Here is a 17,296-nt window from a genome sequence, read left to right on the forward strand (position 1 = left end):
TTAAAGGCCGCACGCTCGCCCGTGCGGCCTTTTCCTTCGGCCCCCACGCCGTTAGATAGCCCAGCGGAACAGCGCGGGGACCAAGCCGATGCCGATGGAAAAGACCTTCAACGCCGCCGAGGCCGAGCCGCGGCTCTATGCCGCCTGGGAGCGTGAGGGCGCCTTCGTCGCAGGCGCCAACGCCTCGCGCCCCGAGACCTTCACCATCATGATCCCGCCGCCGAACGTCACCGGTTCGCTGCACATGGGCCATGCGTTCAACAACACGCTGCAGGACATCCTCGTGCGCTGGCACCGGATGCGCGGCTTCGACACGCTGTGGCAGCCCGGGCAGGACCACGCCGGCATCGCCACCCAGATGGTCGTGGAACGCGAGCTGGCGAAAAGCCAGCAGCCCGGCCGGCGCGACATGGGCCGCGAGGCCTTCCTGGGCAAGGTCTGGGAATGGAAGTCGCAATCGGGCAACCGCATCATCGAGCAGCTGAAGCGGCTCGGCGCGTCCTGCGACTGGTCGCGCAACGCCTTCACCATGTCGGGCGCCCCCGGCGCGCCGGCGGGCGAGGACGGCAACTTCCATGACGCCGTCATCAAGGTCTTCGTCGAGCTTTACGCCAAAGGCCTGATCTACCGCGGCAAGCGGCTGGTGAACTGGGACCCCCATTTCGAGACCGCGATCTCGGATCTCGAGGTCGAGAACCTCGAAGTCGACGGCCACATGTGGCACTTCAAATACCCGCTCGCGGGTGGCGAGACCTACGAATACGTCGAGAAGGACGCGGACGGGAACGTCACGCTGCGCGAGACCCGCGACTACATCTCGATCGCGACCACGCGGCCCGAGACGATGCTGGGCGACGGCGCGGTGGCGGTCCACACCTCGGACGAGCGCTATGCCTCGATCGTGGGAAAACTCTGCGAGATCCCGGTGGGCCCGAAAGAGCACCGCCGCCTGATCCCGATCATCACCGACGAATACCCCGATCCGACCTTCGGTTCGGGCGCGGTGAAGATCACCGGCGCGCATGACTTCAACGACTACGGCGTCGCCAGCCGCAACGGCATCCCGATGTACCGGCTGATGGACACCAAGGCCGCGATGCGCGCCGACGGCGCCCCCTATGCCGAGGCCGCGGCCCGCGCGCAGGAGATCGCGAACGGCGCCGCCTTCGACGGGGCCGAGGTCGACACGCTGAACCTCGTGCCCGACGAGATGCGCGGCCTCGACCGGATGGAGGCCCGCAAGCTGGTGGTCGAGCAGATCACGGCCGAGGGGCTGGCGGTGACGCACGCGGTCACCCGCACCGACAAGGAGACCGGCGAGACGGTCACCGAGACGGTGGCGCTGGTCGAGAGCAAGAAGATCATGCAGCCCTTCGGCGACCGCTCGAAGGTCGTCATCGAGCCCATGCTGACCGACCAGTGGTTCGTCGACACCCAGAAGATCGTGGGCCCCGCGCTCGACGCCGTGCGCCAGGGCATGGCCGCGCAGGAAGCGGGCACCTTCGACCCCGCCGCCGGCTATACCCGCATCCTGCCCGAGCGCGACGCCAAGACCTATTTCCACTGGCTCGAGAACATCGAGCCGTGGTGCATCTCGCGCCAGCTGTGGTGGGGTCACCAGATCCCGGTCTGGTACGGGCTCGACCTCGGCGACGCGGCCTTCCGCGACGACGAGGGCGACGGCGCGCTGGACGAGGTCGAACTGGGCCGGCTGTTGAACGCCGGCGGCATGCTGCACCGGGGCGAGGTCATGGCCTGCGCCGCCGATCTGGAGTCGGTGACCGAGCGCTTCCGCGATTCCATCGCCGACATCCCCGCGCCGCTCAGCCATGCCCGCATCGTCGAGGTGGCCGACAAGCCCGCCGCGATCACGGCGCTGGCCGCGAGCCTTGCGGAGTACAACGTCAGCCAGGACCCGACCGCGCTCGTGTTCCCGGTCTGGCGCGACCCCGACGTGCTCGACACCTGGTTCTCGTCGGGTCTGTGGCCGATCGGCACGCTGGGCTGGCCCGAACCGACGCCCGAACTGCGGAAGTACTTCCCGACCGACGTGCTGGTCACGGGCTTCGACATCATCTTCTTCTGGGTCGCCCGGATGATGATGATGCAGCTGGCCGTGGTCGACCAGGTGCCGTTCCACACCGTCTATGTCCATGCCCTCGTCCGCGACGAGAAGGGCAAGAAGATGTCGAAATCGCTCGGCAACGTGCTCGACCCGCTGGACCTGATCGACGATTACGGCGCCGACGCCGTGCGCTTCACCCTGACCGCGATGGCGGCGATGGGGCGCGACCTGAAGCTGTCGAAGGACCGCATCGCGGGCTATCGCAACTTCACCACCAAGATCTGGAACGCCACCCGCTTCGCCGAGATGAACGGCGTCTTCGCGGCCGCGCGGCCCGAGGGCATCCCGCAGCCCGCCCACACGGTGAACCGCTGGATCATCGGCGAGACCGCCCGCGTGCGCGAGACGGTGGACGAGGCGCTGACCGCCTACCGCTTCAACGATGCCGCGAACGCGCTATACGCCTTCGTCTGGGGCAAGGTCTGCGACTGGTACGTCGAATTCGCCAAGCCGCTCTTCGACGGGCCCGAGGCCGACGAGACGCGGGCGACCATGGCCTGGGTGCTCGACCAGTGCTACCTGCTCTGCCACCCGGTGATGCCCTTCATCACCGAAGAGCTCTGGGCGATGACCGGCACCCGCGAAAAGTCGCTGGTCCATGCCGACTGGCCGACCTACGGCACCGCGGCGCTTCTCGATCCGGCGGCCGACCGCGAGATGAACTGGGTGATCTCGCTCATCGAGCAGGTGCGCTCGGCCCGGGCCGAGATGGGCGTGCCGGTGGGGCTGAAGCTGCCGATGGTGCTGGTGGAGGCCACGCCCGAGGCCCGCGCCGCCTGGTCCACGAACGAGCCGCTGATCCTGCGCCTCGCGCGCATCGACAGCCTGACCGAAGCCGCCATGCCCAAGGGCTCGATCACCATCGCCTGCGAGGGCGCGACCTTCGCGCTGCCGCTCGAGGGCGTGATCGACGTCGCGGCCGAGAAGGCGCGCCTGACCAAGGCGGTCGAGAAGCTCGACAAGGACCTGAACGGCCTGCGCAACCGGCTCGGCAATCCGAAGTTCGTCGCCAATGCCGCCCCCGAGGTGATCGACGAGACCCGCGAGAAGCTGGCCCAGGGCGACGAGGAAGCCGCGCGCATCCGCGCGGCCCTCGCCCGCCTCGCCGACATCGGCTGACGCCGCCGGCGCGCCCCCCTTTCGCCTTGGCGGAAATATCCCGGGGGGCGCGCGGCACGCGCGGCGGGGGGCAGCGCCCCCCTCCCCGCTCACCGTCCCCGCTCCCCGTTCTCACGCCCCGCTTTCACAGTCCGTCTGGCGACCTGTCACGGGCCCGCTCCCTTGCCCGTCCCCACCCGCTCCCCCGCCCCCGCGCGATCGGCGGGAACCCCCGCCTGTCTCGCGCCTTACCTGTGCGGACCCTCTCATCCGGCAGCTGACATGACACCGACCCTCGCCCGCCCCGCCCGCGCCTGCACCTGTGCCTGCGCCTGCGCCTGCGCCTGCCTCATGGCCCGCACCGGGGTCCGGCCATGACGCGCCTGCGCGGCGGCCCGCTGCTGGCGCTGCTCACCTTCCTCGCCTGGCTGCTGGTGATGCTGCTCGCCGGCCCCGATCCGGGCGAGCCGACGCCGATCTCGGCCATGGTGACCGAGGGCATCGCGCTGCAGCTGGTGCTGGCGCCGCTGTTCCTGCTGCTCGTCACCCGGCTGGTCGATTTCGGCGACCTCGGGTTCCGCGCCCCGGCGCTGCGCCACCTGCGCCTGCTGTGGCTGCCGCTGATCTACATCGTGGCGATCTTCGCGATCGGCGTCTCGGCCGGACTGCCGCCCGCCCGCCAGATCACCTTCGTCGCGCTGAACGTCCTGCTCGTCGGCCTGTCGGAAGAGCTGATGTTCCGCGGCGTGCTCTTCGCCGGGCTGCGCCGCAGGCTCTCGCCCTGGCCCGCGGTGATCGCGGTGACGCTGCTCTTCGGCTCGGTCCACATCCTCAACGCCTTCATCACCGGCTCGCTGACCGCGGCACTGATGCAGGCGCTCGCGGCCTCGCTCTCGGGCTTCCTGTTCATCGCGCTCAGGATCCGCACCGGCTCGCTCACGCTTTGCATCGCGCTGCATGCGCTGTGGAACTTCGCGGCCTTCATGGCGACGCTGGCGCAGGGCGACATCGACCCGGCCGAGGTCGCGCGGATGTCGCTTGCCGCGCAGCTGACGCCCGCGCTGTTCGTGGCGCCGCTGTTCCTTTACGCGCTGTTCCTCATGCGCGGGCTGAACCGCCGCATCGGTGCCGGCCCTTCCGCCTGACGCCGGATCGCCGTAACCTCGCGCCCATGTTCGATATCGACCACCTCGATTCCCACGCCCTCGCCGCGCTGCTGGAGTGGCAGCGCGACATGGGCGTGACCGAGGCCGTGGGCGAGACGCCGGTCGACCGCTACGCCCATGCCGCCGAGGCGCAGGCGCGCCGGGCCGAGGCCGCGGCGGCCGCGCCCGGGCTGGCGCAGATCGAGCCCAAGCGCCGCCCGCCGCCGCCGCCGAAGCCCGTCGAGGTCGATACCGCCGCCGAGGCCGCCCGCGCCGTCGCCGGCCTCGCCACGCTCGAGGCGCTGGCGCAGGCGCTCGAGGCGTTCGAGCATTGCGAGCTGAAGCGCGGCGCGCGCAACTTCGTCTTCTCGGATGGCCGCGCCGGCGCGCGGGTGATGGTCCTGGGCGAGGCGCCGGGCCGCGACGAGGACCTGCAGGGCAAGCCCTTCGTCGGCCGCGCGGGCCAGCTTCTCGACCGGATGTTCGCCGCCATCGGCCTGTCGCGCGACGCGCCGGCGGCCGAGGGCGCGCTCTATATCGCCAACGTGCTGCCCTGGCGGCCGCCGGGCAACCGCACGCCCGAACCCTCCGAGGTCGCGATGATGCGCCCCTTCGTCGAGGCGCATGTGCGGCTGGCCGATCCCGACGTGCTGGTGGTGATGGGCAACACGCCGATGCAGGCGGTGCTGGGGCGCACCGGGATCCTTGCGGCGCGCGGCACCTGGGCCGAGGCCTGGGGCAAGCCGGTGCTGCCGATGACCCACCCGTCCTACCTGCTGCGCACCCCCGCCGCCAAGCGCGAGGCCTGGGCCGACCTGCTGGCCCTGAAGGCAAGACTGGAGCAGGCATGAGCCGCATCGACGAGAGCCGAGATTTCCTGCCGGTGCGCATCGCCGTGCTGACCGTGTCGGACACCCGCACCGCGGCCGACGACCGATCCGGCGACACGCTGGTCGAACGCCTGACCGGCGCCGGCCACGCCCTTGCCGCGCGCGCGATCCTGCCCGACGACCGCGGCGCGATCGCCGACCGGCTGCGCGCATGGATCGCCGACCCGCAGATCGACGTGATCCTGTCCACCGGCGGCACCGGCCTCACCGGCCGCGACGTCACCGTCGAGGCGCATCGCGACGTCTACGAAAAGGAGATCGAGGCCTTCGCCACCGTCTTCACCATCGTCTCGATGCAGAAGATCGGCACCTCGGCGGTCCAGAGCCGCGCGACCGGCGGCGTGGCCGGCGGCACCTACCTCTTCGCCCTGCCCGGCTCTCCCGGGGCCTGCCGCGACGCCTGGGACGAGATCCTGGCCAGGCAGCTCGACTACCGCCACCGGCCCTGCAACTTCGTCGAGATCTTGCCGCGGCTGGACGAACACCAGCGGCGCAAGTGACGCGCTAGCCCATCAGGTGCTGGCCGCCGTCGATCGGGATCACCGTCCCGGTGATGCGCCGCGCCATGTCCGACACGAGAAAGCAGGCCAGCGCGCCCACGTCCTCGGGCTCGACCAGGTGGTGCAGCGGCGCGCGGGCGGCGGCGGCGTCGAGAAGCGCGTCGAACCGGTCGATCCCGCTTGCCGCGCGGGTCTTCATCGGCCCCGGCGACAGCGCATGGGCGCGGATCCCTTTCGGCCCCAGCTCGGCCGCGGCATAGCGCACGGCGCTTTCCAGCGCCGCCTTCACCGGGCCCATCAGGTTGTAATGCTCGACCACCCGGTCCGCGCCCTGGAAGCTGACGGTCAGCAGGCAGCCGCCCTGCGCCATCAGCGGCTCGGCCAGCTTCGCGCAGCGCAGGAACGAATGGCACGAGACATCCATCGCCAGCCCGAACCCCGGGGCCGAGCAGTCGACGACCCGGCCGTGCAGGTCCGCGCGCGGGGCGAAGGCCACGGAATGCAGCACGAAGTCGAGCCCGCCCCACTCGGCGGCGACGCGGTCGAACACGGCCTCGAGCTGGCCTTCGATCCGCAGGTCGCAGGGCATCAGGATCCGGGCGCCCAGCGCCTCGGCCACCGGGCGCACGTGCGGCAGGGCGCGGTCGTCGAGATGGGTCACCGCCAGCGCGGCGCCGGCATCGGCGAAGGCGCGCGCGCAGCCGGCCGCGATCGACAGGTCGTTGGCGATGCCGATCACCAGCCCGCGCTTGCCGGCGAGCGAATTCAGGCGCGGATCCGTCATGGGGCTGCTCCGATCAGGTCGAGGGTGTGGGTGGCGATCATCGCCTCTTCGTCGGTCGCGATCCGGCGCAGCGCCAGCCCCGGCACGGGATCGGCATCCAGCACCCGCGCCCCGGCGGCATTCGCCGAGGGCGCGATGCGGGCGCCAAGCCAGCCCAGCCCCTCGGCCACCGCGGCGCGGATCGGGGCCGCGTGTTCGCCGATGCCGCCGGTGAAGACGAAGCCGTCGATCCCGCCCATGCTCGCCGCCATCTCGCCGGTGCAGCGCAGCACCCGGTGCACGAACAGATCGATCGCCTCGCGCGCCTCGGGTGCCGGGCTTGCCAGAAGCTCGCGCATGTCCGAGGCCACCCCCGATACGCCAAGCAGCCCCGACTGGCAGTTCAGCAGGGTGTCCACCGCCTCGGGCGTCATCCCGAAGCCGCGGATCAGGTGCAGCACGGCACCCGGGTCGATCTGGCCCGACCGGGTGGCCATCATCAGCCCCTCGGTCGCCGAGAACCCGGTGGTCATGTCGCGGCTGCGCCCGTCGACCATCGCGCAGAGGCTGGCGCCGTTTCCCAGATGCGCGACGACCACCCGGCCGCGGGCCAGCGCGGGCTCGGTCTCGGCCAGCCGCCGCGCGATCCATTCGAAGGACAGGCCGTGAAAGCCGTAGCGCCGCAGCCCCCGGTCGTGAAACCGCCGCGGCAGCGCGAAGCGGGTGACCAGATCGGGCACGGTGCGGTGGAAGGCGGTGTCGAAGCAGGCGACCTGCGGCAGGCCCGGGCGCAGCGCCGCGATCGCGCGGATCGGGGCGAGGTTGTGGGGCTGGTGCAGCGGCGCGAGCGGGCTCAGCGCGGCCAGCGCCTCCATCAGCCGGGGCGTCACCGGCTCGGAGCCGGCGTGCGCGGCGCCGCCGTGCACGACCCGGTGCCCCGCGGCCTCGAGCCTGTCGCCGCCCAGATGCGCCTCGCACCAGGCAAGCACACGGGCGAGCAGGCGGCCGAAGTCGTGCTCGCCGGTCCAGTCGCCGGTCTCGACGGTCTCTCCGGCGGCGGTCTCGACCCGGAAGGCCGGCGCGGCGGGGATCCGCTCGACCCGGCCGCGCAGCCGCAGTTCGGCCCGGCCGGCCACGTCGCGGTACAGCGCGAACTTCAGGCTGGAAGAGCCGGCGTTGATGGCCAGGACCGCCGCGGCCATCGTCAGGCCCCGCCCGCGCGGGTGCCAGCGTGGGTGCCGGCGCCGGTGCCGGCGCGCGCGCGGGCGACCAGCACTGCGACGGCGCAGGAGGCAAGCCGGGCGCGGTCGCTGTCGGCGCGCGAGGTCAGCACGATCGGCACCCGCGCGCCCAGCACGACGCCCGCCGCCTCGGCCCCGGCAAGGAAGGTCAGCTGCTTGGCCAGCATGTTGCCCGACTCGAGATCCGGCACCATCAGGATGTCGGCCTCCCCCGCCACGGCCGAGGTGATGCCCTTGTCGGCCGCGGCCTTCGGGCTGACGGCATTGTCGAAGGCCAGCGGCCCGTCGACCAGCGCACCCGAGATCTGGCCACGGTCGGCCATCTTGCACAGCGCCGCCGCGTCGAGGGTCGAGGGGATGTCGGGGTTGACCGTCTCGACCGCCGACAGGATCGCCACCTTCGGCCGGGCCAGTCCCATCACATGGGCAAGGTCGATGGCGTTCTGGACGATGTCGCGCTTGGCGGCGAGGTCGGGGGCGATGTTGACGGCCGCATCGGTGACCAGCAGCGGCTTGGGATAGCGCGGCACGTCCATCAGATAGACATGGCTCAGCCGCCGCCCCGTGCGCAGCCCCTCGGGCGCCAGCACCGCGCGCAGCAGCTCGTCGGTATGCAGCGAGCCCTTCATCAGGAAGTCCGCCCGCCCTTCGCGCACCAGCGCCACGGCACGGGCGGCGGCGGCCTCGGAATGCGGGGCCTCGACGATCTCGAAGGCGGCGATGTCGGCGCCCGCGGCCTCGGCCGCCGCGCGGATCCTGGCCGCGGGCCCGACCAGCAGCGGCGCGATCAGCCCGGCCGCCGCCGCCTCGACCGCGGCGCGGATCGAATGGCCGTCGCAGGGATGGGCGATGGCGATCGGCGCCGGCGCGCCGCCACCGGTCGCGCGCGCCATCAGCTGGTCGAAGCGGGCGCGGCGCCCGAGCTGCACCTCGCGCAGCTCGACCCGCGGGCGCGACACCTTGGTGCGGGGCGCAAGCACCTTCGCCCGCCCCTCGATCACCACCCGGCCGGCCGCGTCGGTGCAGCGGCAGTCGAGCGTCACGGTTCCCGTCGCCACCTCCTTGCCGACCACGGTGACCGCGGCCGTGATCACGTCGCCGATGCCGACGGGGGCGCGGAACCGCAGCTCTTGCGACAGGTAGATCGTCCCCGGCCCCGGCAGACGCGTGCCCAGCACCGCCGAGATCAGCCCCGCCCCGAACATCCCGTGCGCGATCACGCGATGGAACACGTCGCCCGCGGCGTAGTCGGCATCCAGATGCGCGGGGTTCACGTCGCCCGAGACGATGGCGAACAGCTCGATGTCGTCGGCGGTGACCGCGCGCGTCATCTCGGCATGATCGCCGGGCGCGATCTCGTCGAAGGTGCGGTTCTCGATCAGCGCGGCCTCGCCCGTCGCCGCCGGCATCGCCTGCATCGCACGCCCTCCCCCACGGGCGGCCACCCTGCCGCCCCGCCCCAGCCTCGCCGATTTCGCAGCCGCAGCAACATGTACCTCCGGCGCATCTTCCCAGCGCCGCCTGCGGTCATGACGTTGCGACCGGGCCGGGCGATCGGCGGTGCGCCGCACCGCAGCGCCGGCCATGCGGCTTGTCGCGACGCCCGCACCTGCTAGAGTCGCGCCGAACGGACAGACGGCAGGAGCGCGTGATGGAGATTCAGTCGGTTGGCATCGTGGGTGCGGGCCAGATGGGCAACGGCATCGCGCATGTCTTCGCCCTTGCGGGCTTCGACGTCCTGATCAACGACATCTCGCGCGACAGCCTCGACAAGGCGCTGGCGACGATCGAGAAGAACCTCGACCGCCAGGTGTCGCGCGGCAAGATCTCGCCCGACGAGAAATCCGGGGCGCTGGCGCGGATCAAGACCACGCTGACGCTGACCGAGCTGGGCCAGACCGACCTGGTGATCGAAGCCGCGACCGAGCGCGAGACGGTGAAGGTCGCGATCTTCGAAGACCTGGTGCCGCATCTGAAGCCCTCGACGATCCTGACCTCGAACACCTCGTCGATCTCGATCACGCGGCTTGCGAGCCGCACCGACCGACCCGAGAAGTTCATGGGCTTCCACTTCATGAACCCGGTGCCGGTGATGCAGCTGGTCGAGCTGATCCGCGGCATCGCGACCGACAAGGACACCTACGACACGCTGCACGGCGTGGTGGCGAAGCTGGGCAAGACCGCCGCCTCGGCCGAGGATTTCCCCGCTTTCATCGTCAACCGCATCCTGATGCCGATGATCAACGAGGCGGTCTACACGCTCTACGAGGGCGTGGGGAACGTGAAGTCGATCGACGAATCGATGAAGCTGGGCGCGAACCACCCGATGGGGCCGCTGGAACTGGCCGATTTCATCGGCCTCGACACCTGCCTTGCGATCATGAACGTGCTGCACGACGGGCTGGCGGACACCAAGTACCGCCCCTGCCCGCTGCTGACCAAGTATGTCGAGGCCGGCTGGCTTGGCCGCAAGACCGGGCGCGGCTTCTACGACTATCGCGGCGAGGCGCCGGTCCCGACGCGCTGATGATCGGCGAAGGCGCGCACGATCGCCAGCTGGTGCGGGATCGTGTTCGCGTCGCGCAGGTAGTCGCCGACGGGGCGCATCCGCCAGGATTGCCCCTCGTCGCCGAAGCGGATGCGCTCGATCTCGGTCGCGGTGATGCGGGCGCCGAAATAGTGCCCCGGCAGCGGGCTCGCGCGGCGCAGGTGGTGCCAGACGATCCGCCCCAGCCACAGCGCGATGCCGAATTCCTCGTGCAGCTCGCGCAGCGCGCAGGCGATCGGGGTCTCGTCGCCCTCGCGCCCGCCGCCCGGCAGGTCCCAGTGGCCCGGCCAGGGGATGTGCCGGTGGTTGTCGCGCATGTAGATCAGCAGCCGTCCGTCGGGGCCCAGAAGCACGAGCTTCGCCCCCGAGAAGTCGCTGCCGTCCCAGCCCGGCAACACCACGATGTCACGCCGGCTCGCGCAGGCTGCGCGGAACCTTGAACTCGACGGTCTCCTGCGCGGTCTCGACGATCTCGACGGTGACGTCGAACCGGGCGCGGAAGGCGTCGATGACCTCGTTCACCAGCACCTCGGGGGCCGAGGCCCCGGCGGTCACCCCGACCGAGCCGATCGCGCCCAGCGCGCGCCAGTCGATGTCGCCCGCGCGCTGCACGAGCTGCGAATAGCCGCAGCCCGCCGCCGAGCCGACCTCGACCAGCCGGCGCGAGTTCGACGAATTCGGCGCGCCGATCACCAGCAGCGCGTCGATCTTCGGCGCGATCGCCTTCACCGCGGCCTGCCGGTTGGTGGTGGCATAGCAGATGTCCTCGCGCGCGGGGCCGAGGATCGCGGGGAAGCGTGCCTTCAGCGCCGCGACGATGCCGGCGGTGTCGTCGACCGACAGCGTGGTCTGGGTGATGAAGGCAAGCTTGCCCGCGTCGCGCGGGGCAAGGGTGGCCACGTCGGCGACGGTCTCGACCAGCAGCACCTCGCCCTCGGGCAGCTGGCCCATCGTGCCCAGCGTCTCGGGGTGGCCGGCATGGCCGATCATCACCAGCTGCAGGCCGTTCTCGTGGTGCCGCGCGGCCTCGTTGTGGACCTTGGTCACCAGCGGGCAGGTCGCGTCGACATGGATCATCTCGCGCCGCGCCGCCTCGGCCGGGATCGCCTTCGGCACGCCGTGGGCCGAGAAGATCACCGGGCGGTCGTCGGGACAGTCGTCAAGCTCTTCGACGAAGACCGCGCCCTTGGCGCGCAGCCCATCGACGACGAAGCGGTTGTGCACGATCTCGTGCCGCACGTAGACCGGCGCCCCGAACTTCTCGAGCGCCATCTCGACGATCTTGATGGCGCGGTCGACGCCGGCGCAGAAGCCGCGCGGGGCGGCGAGATACAGCGTCAGGGCGGGTCTGGTCATCGAAGGATGCTCCTCCTGGTGGGCAGGCCCGATCTAGGGCCTTCCCCGTGTCAGGTCCAGCGCGGCCGGGGCGCGGCGCTACTGGGCGGCGTGCTGCTCGTCGCGCGCCGTCGACACGCGATCCTCGCGCGGGGGGCGGCCGATGACGTCGCGCAGCTCGTCAAGCTCGATGAAGTTGTCGGCCTGGCGGCGCAGCTCGTCCGCGATCATCGGCGGCTGCGACCGGATCGTCGAGACGATCGAGACGCGCACGCCCTGGCGCTGCAGGCTTTCCACCAGCGGCCGGAAGTCGCCGTCGCCCGAGAACAGCACGATATGATCGACCCGCGGCGCAAGCTCCATCGCGTCCACGGTCAGCTCGATATCCATGTTGCCCTTGACCTTACGTCGGCCCTGGCTGTCGGTGTATTCCTTCGCGGGCTTCGTCACCATCGTGAAGCCGTTGTAATGCAGCCAGTCCACCAGCGGCCGGATCGGCGAATATTCGTCGTTCTCGAGCAGGGCCGTGTAGTAGAAGGCGCGCAGCAGCTTGCCCCTGCGCATGAACTCTTGGCGCAGCAGCTTGTAATCGATGTCGAACCCGAGCGCCTTCGCCGCGGCGTAGAGGTTCGAGCCATCGATGAACAGCGCAAGCCGTTCGTCCTTGTAAAACATTTATATCCCTTTCAAACCGCTTCGCCGGCCACGCGAGGGAGCGGTTGAGCACCGCGGGTGGAACGGTACCGATAAAAACGTGAACTGCGAAACGAAACTTGAAAATAGAGGTAAGTTCGGATGTCGCAAGACGCAATGCGAGAGGATGATGGCGGATTCGCGCCGATCGCGCTAGGGGCCAATCTCGACGGGCCCGCGGGCGACCCGGCACAGAGCCTGCGCGCGGCGCTGCGGCTCTTGTCAGACAGGGGAATGCTGCGCGCGGTGAGCAGATTCTGGCGCACGCCGGCCGTTCCGGCGGGCAGCGGTCCCGATTTCGTGAACGCCGCCGCACTGGTGACGATGAAGGGCCGGCCTTCGGCCGCGGCCGCGGCGGCCCTGCTGGCCGAGCTGCACGCGATCGAGGCGCGGCTGGGCCGGGTGCGCCACGCGCGCTGGGCGGCGCGAGCGGTGGATCTCGATCTGCTCGGCTGGGGCGATCTGGTGCTGCCCGATGCCGCGACGCAGGCGCACTGGCGCAGCCTGCCCCCCGAATCACAGCGGACGGAGACGCCGTCGCAGCTGATCCTGCCGCATCCGCGCCTGGCCGAGCGCGGCTTCGTGCTCGCGCCCCTGGCCGAGATCGCGTCGGGCTGGCGCGACCCGGTTTCGGGCCGCACCGTGGCCGAGATGCTGGCCGCCCTGCCCCCCGCGGCGCTGGCGGGGATGGCGCCGCTGGCCGCGGCCGCGGGCTGAGCCCGGGACCATGGCTGGGGAACCTGCTTGTCAAGAGGCCGCGAAACCCTTACATACGCGATCTCATCTCCCCGCCCCGACAGGAGAAGCTTATGGCTCGCGTGACGGTAGAAGACTGCGTCGACAAGGTTCCGAACCGGTTTGAGCTGGTGATGCTCGCCGCGCACCGGGCCCGTGAGATCGCGTCCGGCTCGTCGCTGACGATCGACCGGGACAACGACAAGAACCCGGTCTGCAGCCTGCGCGAGATCGCGGAAGAGACCCAAGGTGCCGACGACCTGCGCGAGCGCATGATCGCCAGCTACCAGACCCAGATCGAGGTCGACGAACCCGAAGAGGATTCGATGTCGCTGCTGATGGGCGGCGGCCCGGTCGAGGTCGACCGCCCGGTCGCCGACGACATGGACGAAGAGCGCCTGCTGCGCCAGCTGATGGAAGCGCAAGGGCAGGAGTGACGACCGCCAAGGAGCGGGCGCGTCCGGCCGAGCCCGGGCGCGCGGAACGCGGGGCCCAGATGATCGACGTCGAAGACCTGATCGCACTGGTCCGCAACTACAATCCCCGAACCGACGCCGACCTGATCCGCCGGGCCTACGACTATGGCCTGCGGATGCACGACGGCCAGATGCGTCAGTCCGGCGAGCCCTATTTCACCCATCCCGTCGCGGTCGCCGCGATCCTGACCGAGATGCAGCTGGACGATGCCACCATCGTCACGGCGCTGCTGCACGACACGATCGAGGACACCCGCGCCTCGTGGACCGAGATCGCGGGCACCTTCGGCGAGGACATCGCCGAGATGGTCGACGGCGTCACCAAGCTGACGAACCTGCAGCTGTCCTCGTCCGAGACCAAGCAGGCCGAGAACTTCCGCAAGCTGTTCATGGCGATGTCCAAGGACCTGCGGGTGATCCTGGTCAAGCTTGCCGACCGGCTGCACAACATGCGCACGATCAAGTCGATGCGCCCCGAGAAGCAGGCGCAGAAGGCGCGCGAGACCATGGACATCTTCGCGCCGCTCGCCGGCCGGATGGGCATGCAGTGGATGCGCGAAGAGCTTGAGGACCTGTCGTTCAAGGTCCTGAACCCCGAGGCGCGCAACTCGATCATCCGCCGCTTCCTGATGCTGCAGCGCGAATCGGGCGACGCGATCGCCAAGATCTCGGGCGACATCCGGCTGGAGCTGGAGAAGGCCGCGATCGAGGCCGACGTCTTCGGCCGCGCCAAGAAGCCCTATTCGATCTGGCGCAAGATGCAGGAGAAAAGCCTCGCCTTCTCGCGCCTGTCCGACATCTACGGCTTCCGCGTGATCACCCGGTCCGAGGCCGACTGCTACCGCGTGCTGGGCGCGGTGCACACGCGCTGGCGCGCGGTGCCGGGGCGGTTCAAGGACTACATCAGCCAGCCCAAGGCCAACGGCTACCGCTCGATCCACACCACGGTGTCGGGGCGCGACGGCAAGCGGGTCGAGGTGCAGATCCGCACCCGCCAGATGCACGAGGTCGCCGAGGCCGGCGTCGCGGCGCACTGGTCCTATCGCGACGGCAAGCTGGCGAAGAACCCCTTCGCCGTCGATCCGGCGAAGTGGATCAAGGCGATCACCGACCGGTTCGACGAGGGCGACCACGACGAATTCCTCGAGAACGTGAAGCTCGAGATGTACACCGACCAGGTGTTCTGCTTCACGCCGAAGGGCGACGTGATCCAGCTGCCCAAGGGCGGCACGCCGCTGGACTTCGCCTATGCGATCCACACCCGGATCGGCAATTCCTGCGTCGGCGCCAAGGTCGACGGCATCCGGGTGCCGCTCTGGACCCGGCTGCGCAACGGCCAGTCGGTCGAGATCATCACCGCCGCCGGCCAGCGCCCGCAGGCGACCTGGCTCGACATCGTGGTCACGGGGCGCGCCAAGGCCGCCATCCGCAAGAGCCTGCGCGAGGATGACCGCGAACGCTTCGTCAAGCTCGGGCACGAGCTGGCGCGCGTCGCCTTCGAACATGTCGGCCGCAAGCTGACCGACAAGGCCCTGCGCACCGCGGCGAAGACTCTGGGCCTGGCCGACGAATACGAGGTGCTGGCGCGGATCGGCTCGTCCGAGATCAGCGCCCGCGAGGTGATCGGCGCGATCTACCCCGAACTCGCGACCCGCCAGACCGAGGAGGTCGACGCCCAGCGCCCGATCGCCGGCCTCGCGCCCGACCAGCCCTACCGGCGGGCGAACTGCTGCCAGCCGCTGCCGGGCGAGCGCATCGTCGGCATCACCTATCGCGGCCAGGGCCCGATCGTGCACGCGATCGACTGCCCCGCCCTCGCCGAGTTCGAGGACCAGCCCGACCGCTGGATCGACCTGCACTGGAAGCCCGGGCGCCACCCGGCGGTGCACACGGTCTCGCTCAACCTCACGATCGCGAACGACGCGGGCGTGCTGGGCCGGATCTGCACCTTGATCGGCCAGCAGCGCGCGAATATCTCCGACCTGCATTTCGTCGACCGCAAGTCGGACTTCTTCCGGCTGGTGGTCGAGACCGATCTGCGCGATGTCGAACATCTGCACATGATCCTGACCGCGCTCGAGGCGGAAAGCGACGTGGCGCAGGTCGAGCGCTGGCGCGATCTCGCCCGCAGACCCTAACGGTGGAAGTCCCGGGACAGACATGGTTTTCAGACGCCGCATTCCGAAAAGCTATGTCCAGAAAGTGCAGGACACGGTCTATCCGCGTGGCGGCTGGCTGCGCGCGGCGACCTACACCTGGTATCGCCTGCGCCGCCTGCCCGACCAGCCGCACCGCATCGCCCGCGGCGTGGCGGCGGGCATCTTCATCTCGTTCACGCCGCTCTTCGGGGCGCATTTCTTCGGCGGCGGCGTCCTTGCCTGGATCGTCGGCGGCAACGTGCTGGCCGCGCTGGTGGGGACCTTCGTCGGCAACCCGGTGACCTTCCCCTTCATCGCCTATGCCTCGATGAGGCTTGGCGGCTGGATCCTGGGCATCGATGCCGAGATGCGCTTCCACCGGCTGGTCGCGGCCTTCTCGCGCGCGACGCACGACCTGTGGGACAACTTCAAGGCGCTCTTCGCCGGCGAGCCGATGCACTGGTCGGGGCTGTCGCTGTTCTACGACAACGTCTTCCTGCCCTACATGATCGGCGGCTGCGTGCTGGGGCTGATCGCCGCGGTGGCCGGCCACTACATGACGCTGCCGGTCATCGCCGCCTACCAGAAGCGCCGGATCAAGAAGCTGCGCGACCGCGCCGAGAAGCTGCGCGCCGCCGCCCGCGGCCGCGCCGAGGCCGGCACCGCCCTGCCCGCGCCGCCGCCCGCGGATTGACCGGGATACAATCGCGGCCTTTTGCCCGGCCCCGCCCGGGTCTAGTCTGCGCGCCGTCACGCGAAGGGGCGTCACGGCACGCGACGTCAGAAGATCCCGGAGGTTTCGTCATGACCGCTCCGCTCGGCCGGCTCAGGCTCGGCGTCAACATCGACCACGTCGCCACGGTCAGGAACGCCCGCGGCTCGGCCTATCCCGACCCGGTGCGCGCCGCGAAACTGGCCGAGGAGGCCGGCGCCGACGGCATCACCGCCCACCTGCGCGAGGATCGCCGCCACATCTCGGACCGCGACATCGAGCGGCTGGCCGAGGCGCTGTCGGTGCCGCTGAACTTCGAGATGGCCGCGACCGACGAGATGCAGGCGATCGCGCTGCGCCACCGGCCGCACGCGGTCTGCATCGTCCCCGAAAAGCGCGAGGAGCGCACGACCGAGGGCGGGCTCGAGGTCGCGCGCGAGGAGAACCGGCTTGCGCATTTCATCGCGCCGCTGCGCGATGCCGGCTGCCGGGTGTCGATCTTCATCGCCGCCGACGCCGCCCAGATCGAGGCCGCGGCCCGGATCGGCGCCGCGGTGGTCGAGCTGCACACCGGCGCCTATTGCGACCACCATGCCGAGGGCGCGATCGCCGCGCGCGACGCGGAGCTCGAGCGGCTGCGCGAGATGTCGGCCTTCGCCCATTCGCTGGGGCTCGAGGTCCATGCGGGCCACGGGCTGACCTACGACACCGTCGGTCCGGTCGCGGCCTTCCCCGAGGTGATGGAGCTGAACATCGGCCACTTCCTGATCGGCGAGGCGATCTTCCGCGGGCTGCCGGCCTCGATCGGCGAGATGCGCCGGCTGATGGACGCGGCACGCGGCTGAGAGCTTCGGGGACCGGAGCCAGCGACGACGTCGGGGCGCGGAGGGGGGGGGG

16 protein-coding genes are annotated in these 17,296 nt (G+C 70.5%); 10 read left to right on the forward strand and 6 right to left on the reverse strand.

All coding sequences use genetic code 11. From position 1 onward, the window contains the following. The first annotated feature begins 88 nt into the window (after positions 1 to 88). The 4 genes from V8J39_RS08895 (at position 89) to moaB (ending at position 5,758) form a co-directional block, all read left to right on the forward strand. Positions 89 to 3,244, forward strand: coding sequence for a valine--tRNA ligase (locus V8J39_RS08895; RefSeq protein ID WP_336460532.1), 3,156 nt, complete (start codon positions 89 to 91; stop codon positions 3,242 to 3,244). Positions 3,245 to 3,597: 353 nt separating this feature from the next. Next, on the forward strand, positions 3,598 to 4,368 hold the full coding sequence (locus tag V8J39_RS08900; protein ID WP_336460533.1) for a CPBP family intramembrane glutamic endopeptidase: 771 nt from the start codon (positions 3,598 to 3,600) through the stop codon (positions 4,366 to 4,368). Between the two features lie 26 nt (positions 4,369 to 4,394). Continuing rightward, a complete protein-coding gene (locus V8J39_RS08905; RefSeq protein ID WP_336460534.1) occupies positions 4,395 to 5,219 on the forward strand; it encodes a uracil-DNA glycosylase in 825 nt (274 codons plus the stop codon). Beyond that, the gene (gene moaB, locus V8J39_RS08910) at positions 5,216 to 5,758 is read left to right on the forward strand and encodes a molybdenum cofactor biosynthesis protein B (RefSeq protein ID WP_336460535.1); all 543 of its coding nucleotides are present in this window, start codon (positions 5,216 to 5,218) and stop codon (positions 5,756 to 5,758) included. Before V8J39_RS08905 ends, moaB begins: the two co-directional genes overlap by 4 nt. A gap of 4 nt (positions 5,759 to 5,762) precedes the next feature. Here the strand turns inward: moaB and fabI are convergent, their stop codons facing one another. The 3 genes from fabI to V8J39_RS08925 are packed head-to-tail and all read right to left on the reverse strand — an operon-like array spanning position 5,763 to position 9,171. Then, complete coding sequence (gene fabI, locus V8J39_RS08915) at positions 5,763 to 6,542, reverse strand: enoyl-ACP reductase FabI (RefSeq protein ID WP_336460536.1); 780 nt, start codon at positions 6,540 to 6,542, stop codon at positions 5,763 to 5,765. Beyond that, on the reverse strand, positions 6,539 to 7,723 hold the full coding sequence (locus tag V8J39_RS08920; protein ID WP_336460537.1) for an acetate/propionate family kinase: 1,185 nt from the start codon (positions 7,721 to 7,723) through the stop codon (positions 6,539 to 6,541). Before V8J39_RS08920 ends, fabI begins: the two co-directional genes overlap by 4 nt. Before the next feature lie 2 nt (positions 7,724 to 7,725). Next, positions 7,726 to 9,171, reverse strand: a complete 1,446-nt coding sequence (locus tag V8J39_RS08925) for a bifunctional enoyl-CoA hydratase/phosphate acetyltransferase (protein ID WP_442902589.1) — start codon at positions 9,169 to 9,171, stop codon at positions 7,726 to 7,728. A gap of 242 nt (positions 9,172 to 9,413) precedes the next feature. Between V8J39_RS08925 and V8J39_RS08930 the strand changes: the two genes are divergently transcribed. Next, on the forward strand, positions 9,414 to 10,289 hold the full coding sequence (locus tag V8J39_RS08930) for a 3-hydroxybutyryl-CoA dehydrogenase (protein WP_336460539.1): 876 nt from the start codon (positions 9,414 to 9,416) through the stop codon (positions 10,287 to 10,289). Here the strand turns inward: V8J39_RS08930 and V8J39_RS08935 are convergent. From V8J39_RS08935 to V8J39_RS08945, 3 genes are all read right to left on the reverse strand, one after another. Continuing rightward, the gene (locus tag V8J39_RS08935) at positions 10,256 to 10,711 is read right to left on the reverse strand and encodes an NUDIX hydrolase (RefSeq protein WP_336460540.1); all 456 of its coding nucleotides are present in this window, start codon (positions 10,709 to 10,711) and stop codon (positions 10,256 to 10,258) included. The two genes, V8J39_RS08930 and V8J39_RS08935, sit on opposite strands and share 34 nt — an antisense overlap. 4 nt (positions 10,712 to 10,715) lie before the next feature. Further along, the gene (ispH, locus tag V8J39_RS08940; RefSeq protein WP_336460541.1) at positions 10,716 to 11,666 is read right to left on the reverse strand and encodes a 4-hydroxy-3-methylbut-2-enyl diphosphate reductase; all 951 of its coding nucleotides are present in this window, start codon (positions 11,664 to 11,666) and stop codon (positions 10,716 to 10,718) included. Positions 11,667 to 11,744: 78 nt separating this feature from the next. After that, positions 11,745 to 12,320 carry a LabA-like NYN domain-containing protein gene (locus V8J39_RS08945; protein WP_336460542.1) on the reverse strand — a complete coding sequence of 192 codons (576 nt, stop codon included), beginning with the start codon at positions 12,318 to 12,320 and terminating at the stop codon, positions 11,745 to 11,747. A 120-nt stretch (positions 12,321 to 12,440) separates the two neighbouring features. On the opposite strand from V8J39_RS08945, the gene folK reads away from it, so the two are divergent. The 5 genes from folK (at position 12,441) to V8J39_RS08970 (ending at position 17,244) form a co-directional block, all read left to right on the forward strand. Continuing rightward, positions 12,441 to 13,055: a 2-amino-4-hydroxy-6-hydroxymethyldihydropteridine diphosphokinase gene (gene folK / locus V8J39_RS08950; RefSeq protein WP_336460543.1), complete on the forward strand. Its 615-nt coding sequence runs from the start codon at positions 12,441 to 12,443 to the stop codon at positions 13,053 to 13,055. A gap of 92 nt (positions 13,056 to 13,147) precedes the next feature. Then, complete coding sequence (gene rpoZ / locus V8J39_RS08955) at positions 13,148 to 13,510, forward strand: DNA-directed RNA polymerase subunit omega (RefSeq protein ID WP_336460544.1); 363 nt, start codon at positions 13,148 to 13,150, stop codon at positions 13,508 to 13,510. A gap of 59 nt (positions 13,511 to 13,569) precedes the next feature. After that, complete coding sequence (locus V8J39_RS08960; RefSeq protein ID WP_336460545.1) at positions 13,570 to 15,687, forward strand: RelA/SpoT family protein; 2,118 nt, start codon at positions 13,570 to 13,572, stop codon at positions 15,685 to 15,687. Between the two features lie 22 nt (positions 15,688 to 15,709). Beyond that, positions 15,710 to 16,381 (forward strand): DUF2062 domain-containing protein, encoded by a 672-nt coding sequence (locus V8J39_RS08965; protein WP_336460546.1) that lies wholly within the window; start codon positions 15,710 to 15,712, stop codon positions 16,379 to 16,381. Positions 16,382 to 16,491: 110 nt separating this feature from the next. Beyond that, positions 16,492 to 17,244, forward strand: a complete 753-nt coding sequence (locus V8J39_RS08970; RefSeq protein ID WP_336460547.1) for a pyridoxine 5'-phosphate synthase — start codon at positions 16,492 to 16,494, stop codon at positions 17,242 to 17,244. The last annotated feature ends 52 nt before the right edge of the window (positions 17,245 to 17,296 follow it).

It is taken from the genome of Frigidibacter sp. MR17.24 (assembly GCF_037095655.1).
In the GTDB taxonomy this organism is placed as follows: Bacteria; Pseudomonadota; Alphaproteobacteria; order Rhodobacterales; family Rhodobacteraceae; genus Frigidibacter.